The sequence below is a fragment of the Nitrospina sp. 32_T5 genome (assembly GCF_052156635.1).
GTDB lineage: Bacteria > Nitrospinota > Nitrospinia > Nitrospinales > Nitrospinaceae > Nitrospina.
Window position 1 is genome coordinate 272231 of the sequence record NZ_JBQKUO010000003.1, and the last position, 18873, is coordinate 291103.

Sequence of the window (18873 nt, forward strand, 5' to 3'; positions counted from 1 at the left end):
AAAATATGTGGACGGCGAAAGTGCGTCTTCAAATGATCTGAAGCAGGATCAGCATCGGCAGGAATATGAGCCCCATCACCGTCACCCCCGCATGCAAAACCACATCCCATTTGCGGCTCATCGGAATGATTGTGATAAAGTAGAGGGCCACGAGGTAATCCCAGATCGTGTTTTCTCCATGAATTGCATTGATCACGAGGTAGGAACCGAGTCCGAACAGCACCGCAATATAAACCAGCAGATGCGTCCGCACCAAAGAGGGGGTCTTCTTCTGAAACCCGAGCGACAATCCGACGAACACGTTGATGATGTGCAGGCAGATGGTGGCCGCGACCCAAATCAGGGACGGCGACGCCTGCACCTGGTCGATCATGTTCGGTGGATTCATGGACGCATCTCCAAAGGCTGGCTGGAAAACAGGAAAGGAATTCTAACATGGATTTGAATCTGGCAGGACGCAAAGTCCTGATCACGGGCGTGGGAGACGGCATCGGCCGCGAACTGGCGCTGGCTTTCGGAAAAGAAGGTGCGCGCGTCGCCGGGTGCGCCCGCACCACGGAACGCCTGCAGACGCTGGAAAAGGAAATCGAAGGCGACGGGCACCTGTTCCAGTACGCCGACCTCATGCAGAAGGACGACCTCGAACGCTTCTTCTGGTTTGCGGTGGAGCAGCTGGACGGACTCGACGTACTCATCAACAATGTCGGTTCCATCACCAAAATGGCGACGTTCTTCGAACTCACCGACGACGACTGGCAGGAGGCGTTTGACATCAACCTCATGACCGCCGTTCGCCTGTGCCGGTTGGCGGTGGCGGAGCTGAAAAAATCGAAGGCTCCCTGCATCCTCAATATCTCGTCGATCGCGGGCAACCGTCCGACCGGAATCTTCCCGCATTACGCCGCCATGAAGGCGGGGATTTCGAACCTCACCGTGTCGCTCGCACACACCCTCGCGCCGGACGGCATCCGCGTCAACACCGTCGCGCCGGGTCCGGTGTGGACACGGTCCTGGGAATTCGAAGCGGAGGCCGGCGCCAAAAGTTCGGGCCAGAGCAAGGAAGAAAAAATTGAAGAGATCAAGCAGTCCACGGCGCAGGAAGTGCCGCTCAAACGCATCGGTGTGCCGGCGGACGTCACCGGTCTCACCCTGTTTCTCGCCTCGGATCAGGCATCGTGGATCACCGGCGCGCATTACACCGTTGACGGGGGCATCGTCAGCAACCCGTTTTAAAAAATAAACCGTGTCGTTAAATCCGCTTGCGCAGTCCGTCGTGTATTTCCTGGAGGGTCTGTTGCAGGGTGTATTTGTAATCCCATTCGGGATAATCGGTTTTGAAGCGCGTGACGTCACTGATCCACCAGATGTGGTCTCCCGCCCGGGCCTTATCCACATATTCCCATTTCAGTTTGTTGCCTGAAATTTCCTCGCACATCTGGATCGCCTCCAGCACCGAGCAGTTGCTGTGGCGCCCTCCTCCCAGGTTGTACACCTTGCCCACTCCCGGCCGCATGTAAAACTGGTAGAGCGCCGAGACGGTGTCGCTGCTGTGGATGTTGTCGCGCACCTGCTTGCCCTGGTAGCCAAACACCTTGTAGGGGGTTTTCTTCATGGTGCACATCATCAGGTACGAAAGGAAACCGTGCATCTCCGTCCCGGAGTGCGCGGACCCGGTGAGGCACCCCGCACGGAAGCACGCCGTCTTCATGCCGAAGTAGCGGCCGAACTCCTGCACCATCAGGTCGCCCGACAGTTTGGATACGCCGAACAGGCTGTGCATGCATTCATCGATGCTCATGCTCTCGTCGATGCCGTGGGCGTAGTACGGATGCTTGCTTTCCAGTTCCCAGCGCGTCTCTTCTTCCACGAAGGGAAAGGAATTCGGCCGGTCCCCGTACACCTTGTTGGTGGACATGTAGATGAAAACGGCGTCCGGACAGAACAGCCGGGCCAGCTCAAGAAGGACCAGCGTGCCGTTGGCGTTGACCGTGAAGTCGGTCATCGCCTGCTCTGCGGCCCAGTCGTGCGACGGCTGCGCCGCGGAATGAACGATGAGTTTGGTGTCCTTGCCATACGTCTTGAACAACCGCTCCATGTTGGCACGGTCGCGGATGTCCACGGAGTGGTGGGAGTAGGAGTCGTAAGTCTGGGTCAGGCGCTGTTCGTTCCACACGGTGGAAGCCTGTTCCCCGAAATAGACCGAACGCATGTCGTTGTCCACGCCGTGCACATAAAATCCCTGACCCAGCAGAAACTCAACGGCTTCGGAGCCGACCATGCCGCTCGAGCCGGTCACAATCGCAATGTCTGTCATTGTATGATCCTGCAGCAGGCGTCCCGCGGCCGCATCTCGCCGGGCGTGCTCACCATTTCCTGCGTTGCCAACGGGTCGCAATTATTCTATTCTTGAAACCATTCAGCTATTCAATATAACAGACAACCTTTTCCCCCTCAAATGATGAACCCTCAAATCTTCCGCGAATACGACATCCGGGGCCTCGTGGAGCAGGACCTCGCTCCCGAAAACGTCGAGTTGATCGGCAAGGCCATCGGCACCTATTTCCGGCGCCACAACAAAAAGACATTGTCACTGGGTTGGGATATTCGCGCCAGTTCCAAAGAGTTCCGCGTCATCCTGACCCGGGCCCTGAATGCGACGGGATGCGATGTCATCGACATCGGGATGGTGCCGACGCCGGTCGCCTATTACTCCCTTCACAAACTGGACGTCGATGGCGGGGTGATGATCACCGGCAGCCACAACCCGCCGGAATTCAACGGATTCAAAATCAGTTTCGAAAAGCACAGCCTGTACGGCCAGCGCATCCAGGAATTGAAGGCACTGATCGACAATAACGATTTTGAGACCGGGAGCGGAAGCGCCCGGGAACAGGACATCAAGCAGGACTACATGGACCACATTGCCGGCCTGATTGAAATCAAGCGTCCGATCAAGGTGGTGCTGGACGGAGGCAACGGCTGTTTCGGCATCGTCGGCCCCGAACTCATCCGCCGCATCGGCGTGGAAAGCATCGAGCAGTTCTGCGAACCGGACGGCACGTTTCCGAACCATCATCCCGATCCCACCGTGGCCAAATACATGGAAAGCCTGATGGCCCGCGTAAAACAAGAACAGGCGCAGATAGGAATCGGTTTCGACGGCGACGCCGACCGCATCGGCGTGGTGGACGACAAGGGCAACCTGCTGTGGGGCGACCAACTGCTCATCCTGTTCGCGCGCGACCTGTTGAAACGCCACCCCGGTACGGCGGTGGTGGGCGAGGTGAAGTGTTCACGCAACCTGTTTGAAGACATCAAGAAACACGGAGGCCAGCCGCACATGTCCGCCGCCGGTCATTCGCTCATCAAAAAAAAGATGCAGGAAACCAGGGCCCTGCTTGCAGGCGAGATGAGCGGACACATGTGTTTCGCCGATTCCTACTTCGGATTCGACGACGCCATCTACGCCGCCTGCCGCATGCTGGAGATCGTTTCCAATACAAAGCAGCCGGTTTCCGAGATGCTCGCCGACCTGCCCGTCATGCACAACACGCCGGAAATCCGCATTGACTGCCCCGACGACCTGAAATTCAGCCTGGTGAAGGAAGTGACCGAAATCTTTCGCGGCCGCTACAATGTGATCGACATCGACGGTGTGCGCATCGAGTTCGATGAAGGCTGGGGCCTGCTCCGCGCGTCCAACACGCAGCCGGTGCTGGTTCTGCGGTTCGAGGCGACGAACAAGGAAAAGCTCAACGAGTACCAGCAGCTGGTGAGCGCCGAACTCGAAAAATACAAACCCGACGTCAACTTCGTCCCGGTGCCTGCATGAAGTACGCGCACACACGCTTCCGCGTGTCCGACATGGGCGCGTCGCTGAAGTTCTACCGCGACGTGCTGGGAATGAAAGTGGTTGAGGAATCGACTTCGCCGCGCGGCTCGAAACTGGTGTTCCTGCAGTTTCCGGAAAACGACGCCGAACTGGAGTTGTGTTCGTTTCCCGACAGCGGCGAGGTTTCCGTGCCTGAAGACCTCGTCCACCTCGCGTTCGAGGTGGACGACCTGGATGTGTGGTTGAAACGGTTGAAGGAAGGTGGCGCGCCCATCACCGAAGGACCCACCGAAAGCCGCAGCGGTTCGCGGTTCCTCTTCACCGAGGACCCGGACAAATACGAGATCGAGATCATTCAGCGCGGGAACCGCTGAATCCGCCTCAGGTCACGATCACCCCGGCGTACCCCACCACGCTTTCCATATCGCCGCTCACTTCCCCCGACGTCATGTAGCGGCTGAGCACCGCCTGCTTCGCGCCGAGGTCGCGCACGGTGGTCAGCATGACGGTGGCGGGATTGACCCCGCACATGGTGATGCGCTCGTCGTGCACGGTGGTGTGGAGTCCGGCGGCATCGAGTTTCAATATCCGGTCAATGGCCCGGCGATCCTTTTCCAGCGCGCTTTCATGCGTTTCATAATGCGTCATGTCCGAGCTCGCCACCACCAGCACCGGTTCATTCATCTCCTCAATCGCCCGCGCCAGCGCGTGCCCCACCTTCACGCAGTCATTGAGGCTGAGCCGTTTCAGGCAGAGCGGCACAAACCTGAATGTTTTTTTCAGGTATTGAAGGAAAGGCAGTTGCGTTTCCAGGGAATGCTCGTTTTCGTGCGCGGCTTCATCCTCCTCCACGCCGGGCAGGTGTTTCCTGATGGCGGCGGCGAGTTCGGTGTCGATCTGCACGTCGCCCATGGGCATGACCCACGCGCCCTGGGACTGGATGGCGACGGGCCGGCCGCGGCCCGTGTGGTTGGGTCCGATGAGAAGGATGCGTTCGGGAATCTCGATGCGCTCGTACACGGATCCCGCGACGTCACCGGAGTACATGAAGCCCGCGTGCGGCGCCACCACCCCCAATGCACGCACGGCATTGCGGTCGCCGGACAGGTGGCTTTTGACTTCCTCGATCAACGCCTGGGGCTGGTCCGGATAAAAGCGGCCGGACACCGCGGGTTGGCGAAGCATCCCACACCTCCCGTTTCAAACTACCGGTTGCGCACCGCCCCGGTCATCGGCACGAAGCGCACGCCGGTGATGACCTCCTGCGAAATGCCTTCGGCGTCCTTCCGGATCAGCAACAGTTTTTGTGCCACCTCGGCTTCCACCGGAATCACCATGCGCCCGCCGACCTTCAACTGGTCGAGCAAGGGTTCGGGCACCTTCGGGGCGGCGGCGGTGATCATGATGGCATCGAACGGCGCGTGTTCAGGCCATCCCTTGTAGCCGTCGCCGTGGCGGGTGTGAACATTATTGTACCCCAGTTTTCGCAGGCGGTCGCGGGCTTCACGGGCGAGGGATTCGACGATTTCGATGGTATAGACTTCCCTTGCCAGTCCGGAAAGCACCGCGGCCTGGTAGCCGGAACCGGTGCCGATCTCCAGCACGCGGTCGCCGGGTTTCAACTCCAGAGCCTGGGTCATGAGGGCAACGACGTAAGGTTGCGAGATGGTCTGACGGTGGCCGATGGGAAGGGGAAAATCAGAGTAAGCGAACGGTTGCCGCGAGGCGGGCACGAATTGGTGCCGGGGAACACGGCCCATGGCCTCGAGCACCCGCGGGTCGGTGATGTTCCGCCCGCGCAGGTCCTCGCTTACCATGCGGCGGCGTTCCTGTTCGAAACTATCCGGCCAGGACAGGCCGGGTGGAAATGAAACCGAGAAGACGGCTGTGAAAAGGAAAAAAAGAAGAAGTTGTTTACAAAATGAGACCGTTCTTTTTAAGCCATTCTTCCGTATCGAAGTTTTCGCTGACGAATTCCTCAAACTCGATTTCCTTTTGCGACAAAGGCTGGCCATCGATGTACTGAGATGTGTCCGCGGCTTTCTTTTTGGAACGGCGGGGTTTCTTCTTGGGTTTTTCCGAGCCCTCTTCCACTTCCACGTCAAACCCTTCGGTCAGGGTCTGCAGCTTGAGAACCAGAACCATGAAGCTCTGCGGGCAGATTTCCTCCCGCTTCTGTATTTCCGCAACGATCTTTTTAACTTTCTCGGAGCTCAGCACCGCTTCGGTGATGGCTTTGGAAAGCTTTTCGTAATCGCGTTCGGGATCCTCGGAGTGACTCAAGGAAACCTCCTTTCCTTAATTACACGTGTTTCCCCAAACAAAACTTGATTGCTTAAAGGCACCTTAAACCGGGGACCGCCCCATGTCAAGAACGGTAAACGGAACCTCGTTGCAGGTAAGCCTAATTGAACGATTAATATTGCGGTATCGAAGTATCGATTTTCTCCGACCACTCCAGAATCCCGCCGCGCATGCTTTTGACGTTGTCGAATCCCATCGACTTGAGCGCTTTGGCCGCCTTGAGGCTGCGCACCCCGCTCTTGCAATGAATCACGATTTCGTCCGTTTTCTGCAGGCCGTTCAGCTTTTCAGGATTCCGCTCCTCGATGACGTCGAGGGGGATCATCGTGGCGGCATCGATGCGGCAGATCTGCCGTTCGCCGTCCCCGCGCACGTCGATGAAACGGAAATTCCTGCCTTGATCGAGCATGGCCTTCACCGCTTCCGGTTCGATCTCCATCGCCCGGTCGGCTTCTTCATCTTCCGCCGCTGCAGGCATGATTCCGCAGAACTGTTCGTAATCGATGAGTTCCTTGATCGTCGGGTTGTCACCACAGATCGGGCAGTTTTTGTCCCGTCGCAGTTTCATCTCGCGGAACTTCGTGGCAAGCGAATCGAAGATGAGCAGGCGTCCGCCCATGGGATCGCCCTTGCCGAGAATGATCTTGAGGGCTTCGTTGGTCTGCAGGCACCCGATGATGCCGCAGAGCACACCCAGCACTCCGCCTTCCGCACAGCTCGGCACCAGGCCGGGAGGGGGCGGTTCCGGGTACAGGCACCGGTAGCACGGGCCGTCCGCATGGTTGAATACCGAGACCTGCCCCTCGAAGCGCAGGATGCATCCATAAACATACGGCTTGCCCAGGAGAACGCAGGCGTCGTTCGCCAGGTAGCGCGTCGGAAAGTTGTCGGTGCCGTCTACGATCACGTCCCAGTCCTTGAAAATGCGCAGTGCGTTTTCAGAGGTCAGGCGCTCGTTGTACACGACGACGTCCACGTCGGAATTGATGTCTTTGATCCGCGCCTTGGCGGATTCCGTCTTGAGCACACCGACGGTCGATTCGCCATGCGCAATCTGGCGTTGCAGGTTGCTCTGATCCACCACGTCGAAGTCGATCAGACCCAGGGTGCCCACGCCCGCCGCGGCGAGGTACAGGGACACCGGAGATCCCAACCCGCCGGTGCCGATGCACAGCACTTTCGAGTTGCAGATTTTCTCCTGGCCTTCCACGCCCACTTCAGGCAGAAGCAGGTGGCGGCTGTATCGATTGATCTGGTCTTGCGTCAAACTCATGGTTCTGTTCCAGTGAATGGTTTATCCGGGATGGTTAGGTATGGGGTCATTCTATCAAATAGTGAGATGCTCGGAAACCGCAATTGGATTTATTCGGCCTGCGGCTACCCGTTTTGCGCCTCCCGAAAGGCCGCTTCCAGCCCCGGCAGGGCCCCCTCGATGACCGCATCCGGAAAACAGTACGACAGGCGGAAATAGCCCGGAGCGCCGAATCCGCGCCCCGGCACCACCAGCACCTTTTTCGCCGTCAGAATCTCGATGAACCGCATTTCGTCCTCCAGCGGCGATTTTGGGAAAAAGTAAAACGCCCCGCCCGGTTTCACCACGTCGTAGCCGATGCGCGTCAGTTCCGAGTAAAGCAGGTCGCGGCGCCTGCGGTAGGCGTCCACATCCACCGTCACGTGCTGGACCTCTTTCACCACCCGCTGAAACAGCGCCGGGGCATTGACGAATCCCAGCACCCGGTTGCAGAAGATGAGTCCCGACATGACGTTCGCCGCATCGGCGCATTCCGGGTGTACCGCCACGTAGCCGATGCGTTCGCCGGGCACCGCGAGGTCCTTGGAGTGCGAAGTGATGTACAGGCTGTGCTCGTACACCTCAATCGGGTTCGGCGTCGGTTCGCCCTCGAACAGGATCTTCTTGTATGGATCGTCGGCGATGAGGTAGATCGGTCTGCCTCGTTTCAGCGACTGCTCCTTCAGCAGGGCTGCCAGTTCTTCCATCGCCTGCCGGGTGTACACCACGCCGGTGGGGTTGTTCGGCGAGTTGATGATGACCGCCTTGGTCCGGTCGGTGATGGCGGCAGCAAGCGCGTCGAAATCGATCGAAAAATCCGGCCTGGTGTTCACCGCCACCGCCTGCCCGCCGTGGTTGTCCGCGTAGAAAAAATATTCAACAAAGTACGGCGCGAAAACGATCACCTCGTCGCCCGGATCGAGCAGGGTCTTGAGCGCGATATTGAGTCCGCCGGCCGCCCCGCAGATCATGACGATGTCGTCCGCACCCAGCGTCACCTTGCATTCCGCCGACAGGGCCTCTGCGATGGCGGCGCGCACATCCGGGAAACCCGCATTCGGCATGTAGCGATGGCGGCCGGGGGTGGGGTCCTGCGCGGCGGCGAGGATGGCCGCCTTCACCGCTTCCGGTGGTTCCGCCACCGGGTTGCCCAGGGACAGGTCGAACACGTTTTCCTCGCCATGTTCCTGCTTCAGGCGAATGCCTTCCTCAAACATCTTGCGGATCCAGGAGGCCCGCTCCATGAAACCCGCCACTTTTTCAGAAATCGCCATGCTTCCGTCCTTGCCGTTTTATTCTTTATGCCCGCCCGCGCGGCGGACCAAAAACCGGAATGATACTCCCCCGGGCGCCAAACGCAAACCCGGAAAATTTTCCGGTCCGCAGGTGCAGGTTTTTTTCGAAAAACCGATAAATAAAAAATATCACGGCTTATAGGGAATTCGAGGGTTTTCCCTTCACACAAAATCCGCAATAATTAATGTTCCAAAGCCCGGGTTTCGATAAGGGAGGGACCAGGCGCCAGTAAAAAGATTTAAACAAAGCGGTTTCAATTGTTTATCACGGCTCCAGGTTGAGCTATAAGGGGTAGAAACCGAATTCGAATACCCTGAACGGAAAACAATAATTGAATGCGGTCCCGAACTTCCTGCACCCTCTCCGGGCCTTTCTGGGTTTTGCTTGATTGGATCGGCCCGTCTACCCATTGCCATGACCCCACGATTCCCGAGACTTCTCTTATTCTTCCTGCTCTTTACCGGGGGCATTTTAACACAGGCCCATTCGGGCTTTGCTGAACCCGGGGAATCGTTTGCGGTGGAGACGCCGCCGGTTTTTTCGGAACCGCACGATACCTTGATGGAGGTGCCGCTGGAGGAATTGTTCCAGATCACCGTCACCTCTCCCACCAAAAAAGAACAACCGCTATACAAGACCGCATCCGCTATCTACGTGCTCACCGGAGAGGACCTGCGCCGCACCGGGGCCACCAGCGTGCAGGAAGCTCTGAGGCTGGTGCCGGGTATGATGGTGGCTCAGATCGATTCCGCCAGCTGGGCCATTTCCGCACGCGGTTTCAACAACCGGTTCGCCAACAAGCTCCAGGTGATGATCGACGGCCGGTCGATTTACACCCCGGTGTTCTCCGGAGTGTTCTGGGACGAAGTCGATCTGATCCTGGAGGACATCGAACGCATCGAGGTGATCCGCGGTCCGGGAGCCTCGCTGTGGGGCGTCAACGCCGTCAACGGCGTGATCAACATCATCACCAAGTCTGCCCAGCGCACGCAGGGTGGCCTGATGAGCGCGGGGGCCGGCACCATGGTGCACACCATCGATTCCTTCCGCTATGGAGGGCAGGCCAGTCCGGAAACCGCCTACCGCGTCTGGGGAAAATACGTGCAGCGCGCGCCCCTCGACACCATGCAGGGCATGGAAGGAGTGGACGACTACCGCGTGGGGCGCGGCGGGTTTCGCGTGGACTGGAACCACTCGCCATCCAACACCTTCACCTTTTCCGGAAATTATTATGACGGGGAGCTGGAACGGAGGAACCGGAACGGATTCGTTTCGTTCGCGCCGCCCCAGGCCGGGGTTCAGCAAAGCGACTGGAAGATCGACGGCGGCATGTTCCTCGCACGGTGGAACCGCAAGCTGAGCCAGGATTCCGACTTCTCCCTGCAGTTTTATTACAACCGCCAGCATCGGCGCACCTTCCAGGTCGCGGACCTGACGATCGACACTTACGACCTGGATTTCCAGCACCGGTTCCAGATGGGACCGCGCCATGAAATCATCTGGGGATTCGGCCAACGGTTCTACGACGATTCCTTTGAAAACACGCTCGGCTTCCAGTTCGACCCCGATCGCCGGTTGAATTACATCACGAGCGGTTTCGTGCAGGACCAGATCGTGCTGTCGCCGAACCTGTGGACGCTCACCGTCGGCACCAAGCTTTCGGTCAACAACTTCACGGGCTTCGAGTACCAGCCGAGCGCGCGTCTCCTGTGGACGCCGGACCCCAGACACACGGTTTGGGCGGCGGTGTCCCGCGCGGTGCGCATCCCCTCCCGCGCCGACGATTCCCTGCGCATCAACCAGCCGGGTCCGGCCGGACCGGCCATCACCGCGCTCATCGGCAAAGAGGATTATGAGTCGGAAGACGTGCTGGCACTGGAGTTGGGATACCGCGTTCAGCCGAGAAAAGACCTGTTGCTGGACATCGCCACATTCATGAATTTTTACGAAAACCTGAGGACGCTTGAACAGGGGGCCGTGTTTGTGGAAGCCGCTCCCGCGCCGGCTCATCCGGTGGTGCCGTTCACTTTCCAGAACCGCAAGTCCGGGTACAGCTACGGCGTCGAGGCCGCTGTCAACTGGAGCCCGCTGGACTGGTGGCAACTGAAAACGGCATTCACCTGGTTCGACTTGAACCTGGAGTTGGATCCGGGAAGCCAGGACACCACCATCGGCCAGGAAGAACAGGTGGACCCGATGTACCAGTTCAACGTGCGTTCCCACATCGACCTGCCGCGCCAATTCGAATTCGACCAGATCCTTTACTACGTGGACTCCATTCTGGCCAGCAGCACCCGGATCAAATCCTACACGCGGCTGGACCTGCGTCTCGGCTGGCGTCCCAATTCATCCTGGGAGTTCAGCGTGGTGGGACGCAACCTGCTCGACCCGCATCACCTGGAACTCACGACCGGTACGGCCCAGACCACAGACCTTTCGCTCATTGAACGCTCGGTTTTCGGCCAGGTGGTCTGGAGATATTGAAATGGTCCGGTTTCGGGGCAAACGGGGAGTGGGAAGACGGTGTGGGGCGGTGCTGTTGCTCGGAATGGCCTGGCTCTTTCTTTCCGGTTTCCACTACCCTTCCCGGATCATCGAGGGCCAGGTCCCGGAAAAATTTGACCAGGCCAAAGCCACGGCACTCAAGGTGGCTTACCTGCGTTACATCGCCGAATACACCACGTGGCCTTCACCGAAACTGGGAGCGACCGGCAGGCCGATCAAATTCTGCGTACTGGGTCACGATATTGAGGGCATGGCCCGGAGTATCGACCGGCTCATCATTGAATCCGGTTCTTCCATACAGGGCCGGCCGGTTCACCTGGAAATCCTGTCGCTGGGCATCCTGCCATTTCTCTCCACCAACACGAAACTTGTTGAATCGGTCCGATCCTGCCACCTCCTCTACCTGTTGCCCTCCGAAAAAAACCGTTGGGATGGCCTGAAGGAACTCATCTCCAACCTGCCCATTGTTACGGTGAGCGAAATCGAAGGATTTTCGGAACAAGGCGGCATGATCCAGTTCGTGCTGACACCCGTGGCCGATGGGACATTGCGCTACACCCTGCACATCAACTTAAAACACTGCCGACGGACGGGACTGCGATTGAGCGCCAAGTTTCTGAACCTGAAGCAGGCGGTGCGTATCGTTGAATTTCCGGACTGATTGAATTGCTTTGAGCGGTGTGGGGAGAGGATTCAGAACCGGTGGCCAATCCAGACGACCGGGCCGATGATGGCATAACGCGGGATGTCCTCTTCGGACAGGATGAACTGCTCGTATTTGGGGTTGTCGGACTTGACGGCCAGCCTCTCGCCCGGAAGTCTTTGCAGGCGCTTGACCAATATCTCGTCCTTTGGCGTTCGCAGGCAATAGATGCCGTCATCACGAATGTAATTCACCGAGCCGTCGATCAACAACAGGTCGCCTTGATTAAGGGTCGGCTCCATGCTGTCGCTGATGGCCTCGATCAGCACCAGCCGGTCCTCTGGAACCTGGAGGTTTTCCTGCACCCATTTTTTCTTGAAAGCAAGGTGATCCACCATCTCACGGTGGTCTAGCGAGGCTTTCAGATTGGGGTCCGCCTCCCGGTAAATGCGGCTGAGGTAAAGGAATTCCTCCGCAGACGGGATCCTCTCCTCGTTTTCCTGAACCGGATCCTTGGCTTTGGGTCCCTGGCCGGAAACCAGCCACTCCAGGTTCACCTGCGGGTCCTGCAACCGGCAAATGTTCAGCAACAGTTCCGGAGACGGGTTCACGGTCTCGCCGCGTTCGAGTCGGCTGATGTCCACCTGGTGTACATTCAGTTTGCGGGCAAACGCCAGCTGGCTCAATGACCCGCGCAAATTCCGGATGCGCTGACCCACTTCCTTCAAGTCTATTTTTTTATACTGGACGGCCAATTTATTTGTTTTTGTTTGACAGAATACGGGTGAACTGGATATAGTTTAGGCGCTCCGAAGTGGCTCCTTTTTAGCAAACCCTTCCGTGCTGTTTTTAAAAAGAGCGTGCCCGTCCCATTAGGACGACCCTGAATGAATTGTTTGGATGTCAGGCTGAGTTGAGGAGGGGTAAACAATAAAATTCGGGCACTCGTCAGCCATAAGAGCGCCACATCGGCTTTTGGACAAAGTTCCCCTCCCCCGTCCAAAAGCGATTTTTGTACTGGTTTTGAAGCCCCGAGGCAGGGCCTGAGCAACCAGCTTTCCAGCCAGAAATACCTCTTTAATTACGCAAGAATCAATCCTGCGAACGCGAAGTATATAACATTTTCCCGAAAATTCTACAGTTTTGTCAGGTTATATTGATTTTTTTGTTGAGGTTTTCATAACTTCTTTACTTTCAACTTGTTTCGACTGGAAACATTTTTGGAATTTCAGGAAAAGGGAATAGACACCCTGAATGGGTAATAATGTGTCTAACTACAGGGATTGGAACACCGCCTTGAATTGGGCCCCGTCCATCGGTTCCTCCCGGCACACCGCCAGGTTTTCCTCGATGTGGTTCAGCCGCTTCATGCCCACCAGCGCGGTGGCGATGCCGGGGGTGCTGCGCGTGAACTGCAACGCCCGTTGCAGATCGTTGAAGGGAGCGTCGCCGAACAAATGCCGCTGCTCTTCGGAAAGCGGTTCCAGCTTGCCCTGTGCGATGGAACCGCTGACCACCGGGATCAATCCCAGTTCCCTGGCGGCGACCACGGCGGAAGTCACCTTGCCGTTGAGCGGCTGGGTCGGCCGCCCCACCGCTTCGCGCATCATCAGGTTGAACGGCAACTGCACGTACTGAAAATGATCCGCCCCGCTTTCCGTCACCGACCGGGCGATCTTCTTGGCGCGTTCCAACGGCAGATGCTTGGCCTGCCCCGGCGGCAGGCGCAACGCGTTCCACGTCGCCAGCCCGTACGCGCGGATCTTGCCCTCCACCACCGCCTGCTCCAGAAACGCAAACGCCTTTTCCAGCCGGTCCCAGAACACCTCCTGCGGCACGTTGCCCAACTGGGCTTCGGGATTGTGCACGTAGTAGATGTCGATGGTTTCGAGGCCCAGGTTCCGGCGACTCCGCTCCAACTGGTCCTGCAGATAGAGCGGGTGCATGCAGTGGCAGTCCGCCACCAGGTCGTCCATGCCGATGGCCGGCTCCTCGCCGGCGCCATACTGTTCCTGGAACCACTCGACGCCCAGCGACTGCGGCAGGAACCCTCCCTTGGAACAGACGATCACCTCGTTGCGGTGCACCGCACCCTGCCCGACCAGTTCCTCCAGGGCGCGGCCGACGCAGCGCTCGCCGCGCTCACCGCGGTAATTGATGGCGGAATCGATGACGTTGATGCCCGCGTTCACGCAGTTGACGATGGACTGGTACACCATGTCGTCGGTGTCGTCGTCCGCATTGCCCAGGTAGGTGCCGAGGCCCACGGAAGACCAGTACAGCGGCCCTGCTTTTTGAAAATGCTCTTCACCGCATTGGAGTTCGAACCGGTCCCGATACTGCTTCGTGCCTTCCGGCGTGGCGTAGCCTGCAATCATAAACTCCCCGTAATGGAATGAAATGTCGTGTTGTTACCCATTGGTTCCGTGCGCCCTCACCTTACCATTTTATCCCATCACCCCAAAAAGCAAATCCACCGGGCCCTGTCCGGAGTGAACGGTTTGCGTTGGGAGCGCGTCCGGTCCCTTTTATCTTTCTATAATTCAACAGCAATACCCCACCACACGTTCGAAATTGCGCCCACGGACCATCGCAGTCACCACCACGCAGTAGCCATTTTGCCCCCCGCCACGCGGGGTGATAAAGGTTTTCAATATCAGTTCGCGAAATGATTTCTTTAGAAAAGCTTGCATCGGGGCGGTTGCGATTTCATCTAAACAGTACAAAGGGATATTGCGATCCGGGCCGCACCCGGACTACTCTAGAGGTAGTTTTTATTATTGTCCCGCAACCTTGTGAACAGGCAAAAAGGAGGGGCATCACCCATGACGACCAAACCAACGATTTATCAGGAAACCATGGCCGAAGGACCGAAGATGGCCAAGGACATGGTGAAAGGCGCCGAGACCACCCGTGCATTTCTGACGGACCTCGCCGACGCGCTCAAGTTTCTTCTGCAGAAAGGTTTCTGGAAAAGCTGGGAGCGCATGAAAGAGGAGATCAAATTTTTATACGACAAGTTCACCACGTTCGACTACGTCTGCGGTGGCATCAGCTTCGCCCTGTGGGGCTTTGGCATGCTGATCGGTGCGATCGGCACCGGCCTCCTGCTGTACCAGGTGTTCCTGTGGTTGCAGGCGGGTGACTGGCAGTTCATGCCGCTGATGATGATCTGGACGTTCCTGTTCGAGGGCACGGCCCTGCACGGCTGGATGACCAGCCCCGAATCCTGGCTGGGCCTGCACACGATCCTCGAATGGATGCTGACCAACATCCCGATTTCCGTTGTGATGATTCTGGGCGGCGCAGCATTGAGCGGATTCATGGTCGCGGTCATCGTCGCCGCGCTCACCATCCGGCGCTTCCAGTTCGTGCAACAGGAGAAAAGCTAGGCAGGACAGGTGCGGTTCCAAAACGTGCAGGACCGCTTGTTGCGTGATTGCGTTTGAAGGAAGGAGGACCTCCGGGTCCTCCTTTTTTTGTTCAGGTATTCCGCGAAGGGTCGTGTTCCGGATATTTGCGGTAGAGTTTGTTGAGCAGGCGTTGCGCGGTGGCTTGTTTTGAGGGATCGTTCTTCAGCAAAAACAGATCGCGCGCCTTTTCGGCGTGGTGCACCGCCTTCTGCCCCTGCCCGATCTGGTCCGCCACCAGCCCCAGGTTGAAATGCGTCGCCGGGTGGTTGGGATCGTAGCTCAGGGACTTTTCGAATTCGGCCACCGCCTCTTCCAGTTTTTTGGCACGGCGGCACTGCCACGCTTTTCGGAAATGAATCTCGGCGGGGTCCGTCGGGACGTTGCCCGGTTCCGGGTCGTCCGGTGTGAAAGCGGTCATGACCAACTCCCTGTCGGTATCGGGTGGGGGGGTTAATGGATGATGTCTTCCGGCCGCATCTTGAATTCCTTCAGCATCACTTCCTTGGCCTGCCGGGCCTGCGCCGTCCAGTTGGTCTCGCCCTGCGCCTCGTACAGGTCCTCCGCCAACTGGATGTGGCGGATGGCGGGACCGGAATCCTTCTGCTTGTAGTAGGCGCGGGACAGGTTGTAATGCGCTTCCGCGGAATTGGGATCGATCTCCAGAGCCGCCTGCCCGGTCAGGATCGCCTTGTCCAGTTGATCCATTTTCAGGTACGTCGAGCTTAACAGGTTCCACGCCTTGACGGAACGGGGATTGTTGCGGGCGCCGCGTTTGACGACGAGAATGGCTTTTTCATTCCGGTCCTGCCGGATCAGGATTTCTCCCAGCGTCAGGTAAGGCAGGGTTAACCTTGGGTTCAAGCGGACCGCCTCCTTGGAATGCTCGATGGCCCGGTCCACGTGTCCGCCCGCCAGGTAACAGGCCCCGGCCAGGGCGTGTTCCCGTGCGCGTTCGGGATCCTTCTCCAGCGCCCTCTCTGCCAGTTCCAACGCCCGTGCGTAGCGGTCAAACCGGTAACTCAACCACGCCCCCAGCGCCAGGTGATCGGAGGGAGCGTTTTGTTTCCGGAGCAGGGGTGCGAGTGTGCTCAATGATTCCTCCAAACGGCCTTCCTTGTATTTATCCAGCGCACTGTTGTAACGCATGGAGTCCAGCAGGCCGGATTTTTTCATTTCCTCGACGAAGGCCAACTGCAAAGGGTTGCCGGTGAAGTGCACGTAATAAAAAAATCCGCCGATCAGCAACAGAACCAGCGAAACAGCCTGCCAGATTTTTCGTTTGGTATTGGATTCCACTACAAGCTCCGCCACCGGGGTGGCAGTGGGGGCGTCAGAAATGATGGCAAGTACGTGGATGCGGCTCATGCCATCGTATCGGCCGCGGGTTCGACTTTAATTAGTGTAAAGGATTGGAGGAAACGGTCAAGCCGTATCGGCAATCCTTATAATTTCGAAATCATTCCCCCATCAGGTGCAAAACGACCTTACGGCGGTGCGGCTCGGTACGGTGTTCGAACAGGTACACGTCCTGCCAGGTGCCGAGGGTGAGCCGTCCCTTTACCAGCGGAATGGCGATTTGCGTCTGCGTGAGGGCGGCGCGGATGTGCGCCGGCATGTCGTCCGGGCCTTCGGCGTCGTGACGGTATTTGGGATCGCCGTCAGGCACCAGCCGCGTGAGGTACGCATCCAGATCGTGCAAAACGTCGGGATCGGCGTTTTCCTGAATGACGAGGGATGCCGAGGTATGCCGCAGGAACACGCTCAACAGTCCTGTGGCAAGCCCCTGCTGTTCCACCCAGTCCACCAGCGTGGCGTTGATGTTGTGCAGTCCGCGTCCGCGTGTGGCGACGGTGAATTCGTGGGTGCGCTGTTGCATGACCTCTTTCGAAAAAATGGGCCGACTTTGAAAAGCACATGGTAACACGGCATACGCCGGGCTCCTCTTCAGTCGAAGAGGCTGACGGCGGAAATTTTGTAAATTTCCCGGACAGGCCATTTTTTACTGTAAAGCCGGGCTTTGGAGTTTTACATTGTAAAATGCAACGCAACAGCAGAGGAGCCCGAAACCCGATGCCCAAAGTGACCACGCACGAAAAAAGTTTCCGCGAAAACGTCAACCTGTCTTTTGATCTCGCCGCCGCGACCCTGGATATACCGGAAGGCCTGTCCTATTTCGTCAAGGGCGCGGTCAACGTCTACCAGGTACGGTTCCCGGTGCGCATTCACGGCCGGTTCGAAAGTTTCATCGGCTGGCGCGCGGTGCACAGCAACCACAAACTTCCGGTGAAAGGCGGTATCCGTTTCTCCCCCATGGTCACGCAGGACGAGGTCGAGGCGCTCGCCGCCCTGATGTCGTACAAGTGTGCGCTGGTCAATGTGCCTTTTGGCGGTTCCAAGGGTGGTCTGGTAGTCGATCCGAAACATTACGAACCGGACATCATGGAGCGCATCACCCGCCGTTTCGCCTACGAGCTGATCAAGAAGGACCTCATCAACCCGGCATTGAACGTACCCGCTCCGGATATGGGAACGGGCCAGCGCGAGATGGCGTGGATCGCCGACACCTACATCCAGCACCGGCCGACGGACATCAACCACCTCGCCTGCGTCACCGGAAAACCCGTATCGGCGGGCGGCATCCGCGGTCGCGTGGAGGCTACGGGACGCGGTGCGGTGTTCGGCCTGCGCGAGTTCTTCCGTCACGCGGAAGACAAAAAACAGGCGCGGCTCGAAGGCACGCTGGAAGGCAAACGCGTCATCGTGCAGGGTCTCGGCAACGTCGGCTACCACGCCGCCAAGATTCTTCAGGATGAAGACGGCGCGAAGATCATCGGCATCATCGAGTGGGACGGCGGCCTGTACGATTCCGCCGGACTCAACGTCGATGAGGTCGCGGAATTCAAAAAGGTGCACGGCGGGGTGAAAGGATTCCGCTGTGAACAGTTTTACGACGACGGGAGTGCCCTGCTGGAAGAGGCCTGCGACATCCTCATCCCCGCCGCCATGGAGGGCGTCATCACACTGGAAAACGCGCCGCGCATCCAGGCGAAACTGATCGCCGAAGCGGCGAACGGTCCGGTCACCTTCGACGCGGAAACCGTTCTGCGCAAACGCGGGGTGTGGATGATCCCGGACATCTACCTGAACGCAGGCGGCGTCATCGTTTCCTATTTCGAGTGGATCAAGAACCTGTCGCACATCCGCTTCGGCAGGATGACGCGGCGCTGGGAGGAAACGCAGAACGAACTGCTCATCCAGGCGCTCGAAAGCAACGGCCATAAAATCGAGGGCACCCTCGCCGCCAAGCTGATGGTCGGGCCGGGTGAAGGGGAACTGGTGCTTTCCGGTCTCGATGACACCATGCGCGAGGCGTTCCAGCACATGCGCGAGTATTTCTGGCGGAACGACAACGTGGAGTCGTACCGCATCGCCGCCATGGCCATCGCCATTGAAAAGATCGCCAACAGCTACCTCGAAATGGGCGTCTACCCGTAAACGCACCCTCCCAGCCATTTGTAATGCTCGAAAATTCTTCCTCTTCCAAACCCTGCTCTTCATCCGCAAACGATGCCCGGTTCCCCCGCTGGGT

Annotated in this window: 19 protein-coding genes; 7 read left to right on the forward strand and 12 right to left on the reverse strand. The window is 58.2% G+C overall.

Going from position 1 to position 18873, the window contains the following annotated elements; genetic code table 11:
- Positions 1 to 28: 28 nt before the first annotated feature.
- Positions 29 to 388 carry a hypothetical protein gene (locus tag ACTRW9_RS09605; protein WP_237100533.1) on the reverse strand — a complete coding sequence of 120 codons (360 nt, stop codon included), beginning with the start codon at positions 386 to 388 and terminating at the stop codon, positions 29 to 31.
- 47 nt (positions 389 to 435) lie between these two features.
- Between ACTRW9_RS09605 and ACTRW9_RS09610 the strand changes: the two genes are divergently transcribed.
- Positions 436 to 1233: an SDR family NAD(P)-dependent oxidoreductase gene (locus ACTRW9_RS09610; protein WP_442429160.1), complete on the forward strand. Its 798-nt coding sequence runs from the start codon at positions 436 to 438 to the stop codon at positions 1231 to 1233.
- 16 nt (positions 1234 to 1249) lie between these two features.
- Here ACTRW9_RS09610 and ACTRW9_RS09615 read toward each other — a convergent pair whose 3' ends face one another.
- Complete coding sequence (locus tag ACTRW9_RS09615; RefSeq protein ID WP_442429161.1) at positions 1250 to 2314, reverse strand: NAD-dependent epimerase/dehydratase family protein; 1065 nt, start codon at positions 2312 to 2314, stop codon at positions 1250 to 1252.
- A 144-nt stretch (positions 2315 to 2458) separates the two neighbouring features.
- On the opposite strand from ACTRW9_RS09615, the gene ACTRW9_RS09620 reads away from it, so the two are divergent.
- On the forward strand, positions 2459 to 3832 hold the full coding sequence (locus tag ACTRW9_RS09620; RefSeq protein ID WP_442429427.1) for a phosphomannomutase/phosphoglucomutase: 1374 nt from the start codon (positions 2459 to 2461) through the stop codon (positions 3830 to 3832).
- Positions 3829 to 4206 carry a VOC family protein gene (locus ACTRW9_RS09625; protein ID WP_442429162.1) on the forward strand — a complete coding sequence of 126 codons (378 nt, stop codon included), beginning with the start codon at positions 3829 to 3831 and terminating at the stop codon, positions 4204 to 4206. The genes ACTRW9_RS09620 and ACTRW9_RS09625 overlap by 4 nt, the downstream gene beginning before the upstream one ends.
- A gap of 7 nt (positions 4207 to 4213) precedes the next feature.
- Here the strand turns inward: ACTRW9_RS09625 and amrB are convergent, their stop codons facing one another.
- The 5 genes from amrB to ACTRW9_RS09650 form a co-directional block, all read right to left on the reverse strand.
- The gene (gene amrB, locus ACTRW9_RS09630; protein WP_442429163.1) at positions 4214 to 5017 is read right to left on the reverse strand and encodes an AmmeMemoRadiSam system protein B; all 804 of its coding nucleotides are present in this window, start codon (positions 5015 to 5017) and stop codon (positions 4214 to 4216) included.
- 20 nt (positions 5018 to 5037) lie between these two features.
- On the reverse strand, positions 5038 to 5688 hold the full coding sequence (locus tag ACTRW9_RS09635; protein WP_442429428.1) for a protein-L-isoaspartate(D-aspartate) O-methyltransferase: 651 nt from the start codon (positions 5686 to 5688) through the stop codon (positions 5038 to 5040).
- 58 nt (positions 5689 to 5746) lie between these two features.
- Positions 5747 to 6115, reverse strand: a complete 369-nt coding sequence (locus tag ACTRW9_RS09640; RefSeq protein WP_442426024.1) for a hypothetical protein — start codon at positions 6113 to 6115, stop codon at positions 5747 to 5749.
- Between the two features lie 133 nt (positions 6116 to 6248).
- The gene (gene moeB, locus ACTRW9_RS09645; protein ID WP_442426025.1) at positions 6249 to 7409 is read right to left on the reverse strand and encodes a molybdopterin-synthase adenylyltransferase MoeB; all 1161 of its coding nucleotides are present in this window, start codon (positions 7407 to 7409) and stop codon (positions 6249 to 6251) included.
- 104 nt (positions 7410 to 7513) lie between these two features.
- Positions 7514 to 8701: a pyridoxal phosphate-dependent aminotransferase gene (locus ACTRW9_RS09650; RefSeq protein ID WP_442426026.1), complete on the reverse strand. Its 1188-nt coding sequence runs from the start codon at positions 8699 to 8701 to the stop codon at positions 7514 to 7516.
- 541 nt (positions 8702 to 9242) lie between these two features.
- On the opposite strand from ACTRW9_RS09650, the gene ACTRW9_RS09655 reads away from it, so the two are divergent.
- Both ACTRW9_RS09655 and ACTRW9_RS09660 read left to right on the forward strand, forming a co-directional pair.
- Positions 9243 to 11207 (forward strand): TonB-dependent receptor plug domain-containing protein, encoded by a 1965-nt coding sequence (locus ACTRW9_RS09655; protein WP_442429164.1) that lies wholly within the window; start codon positions 9243 to 9245, stop codon positions 11205 to 11207.
- Positions 11208 to 11271: 64 nt separating this feature from the next.
- The gene (locus ACTRW9_RS09660; protein WP_442429165.1) at positions 11272 to 11889 is read left to right on the forward strand and encodes a YfiR family protein; all 618 of its coding nucleotides are present in this window, start codon (positions 11272 to 11274) and stop codon (positions 11887 to 11889) included.
- Positions 11890 to 11921: 32 nt separating this feature from the next.
- Here the strand turns inward: ACTRW9_RS09660 and ACTRW9_RS09665 are convergent, their stop codons facing one another.
- Together ACTRW9_RS09665 and ACTRW9_RS09670 are read right to left on the reverse strand one after the other, a co-directional pair.
- Positions 11922 to 12590, reverse strand: a complete 669-nt coding sequence (locus ACTRW9_RS09665) for an XRE family transcriptional regulator (RefSeq protein ID WP_442429429.1) — start codon at positions 12588 to 12590, stop codon at positions 11922 to 11924.
- A gap of 555 nt (positions 12591 to 13145) precedes the next feature.
- Positions 13146 to 14249 (reverse strand): aldo/keto reductase, encoded by a 1104-nt coding sequence (locus tag ACTRW9_RS09670; protein WP_442429166.1) that lies wholly within the window; start codon positions 14247 to 14249, stop codon positions 13146 to 13148.
- Between the two features lie 447 nt (positions 14250 to 14696).
- On the opposite strand from ACTRW9_RS09670, the gene ACTRW9_RS09675 reads away from it, so the two are divergent.
- Positions 14697 to 15263 (forward strand): hypothetical protein, encoded by a 567-nt coding sequence (locus tag ACTRW9_RS09675; protein ID WP_442429167.1) that lies wholly within the window; start codon positions 14697 to 14699, stop codon positions 15261 to 15263.
- Positions 15264 to 15354: 91 nt separating this feature from the next.
- On the opposite strand, the gene ACTRW9_RS09680 is transcribed toward ACTRW9_RS09675, so the two are convergent.
- The 3 genes from ACTRW9_RS09680 to ACTRW9_RS09690 all read right to left on the reverse strand — a co-directional run bounded on the left by ACTRW9_RS09680 (position 15355) and on the right by ACTRW9_RS09690 (position 17160).
- Positions 15355 to 15702 carry a tetratricopeptide repeat protein gene (locus tag ACTRW9_RS09680; RefSeq protein WP_442426031.1) on the reverse strand — a complete coding sequence of 116 codons (348 nt, stop codon included), beginning with the start codon at positions 15700 to 15702 and terminating at the stop codon, positions 15355 to 15357.
- Positions 15703 to 15734: 32 nt separating this feature from the next.
- Entirely contained in the window at positions 15735 to 16649 is a 915-nt protein-coding gene (locus ACTRW9_RS09685; RefSeq protein ID WP_442429168.1) for a tetratricopeptide repeat protein, read from the reverse strand.
- Positions 16650 to 16740: 91 nt separating this feature from the next.
- Positions 16741 to 17160: a secondary thiamine-phosphate synthase enzyme YjbQ gene (locus ACTRW9_RS09690; protein ID WP_442429169.1), complete on the reverse strand. Its 420-nt coding sequence runs from the start codon at positions 17158 to 17160 to the stop codon at positions 16741 to 16743.
- Positions 17161 to 17354: 194 nt separating this feature from the next.
- On the opposite strand from ACTRW9_RS09690, the gene ACTRW9_RS09695 reads away from it, so the two are divergent.
- Positions 17355 to 18779: a Glu/Leu/Phe/Val family dehydrogenase gene (locus tag ACTRW9_RS09695; RefSeq protein WP_442429170.1), complete on the forward strand. Its 1425-nt coding sequence runs from the start codon at positions 17355 to 17357 to the stop codon at positions 18777 to 18779.
- Positions 18780 to 18873 lie beyond the last annotated feature (94 nt).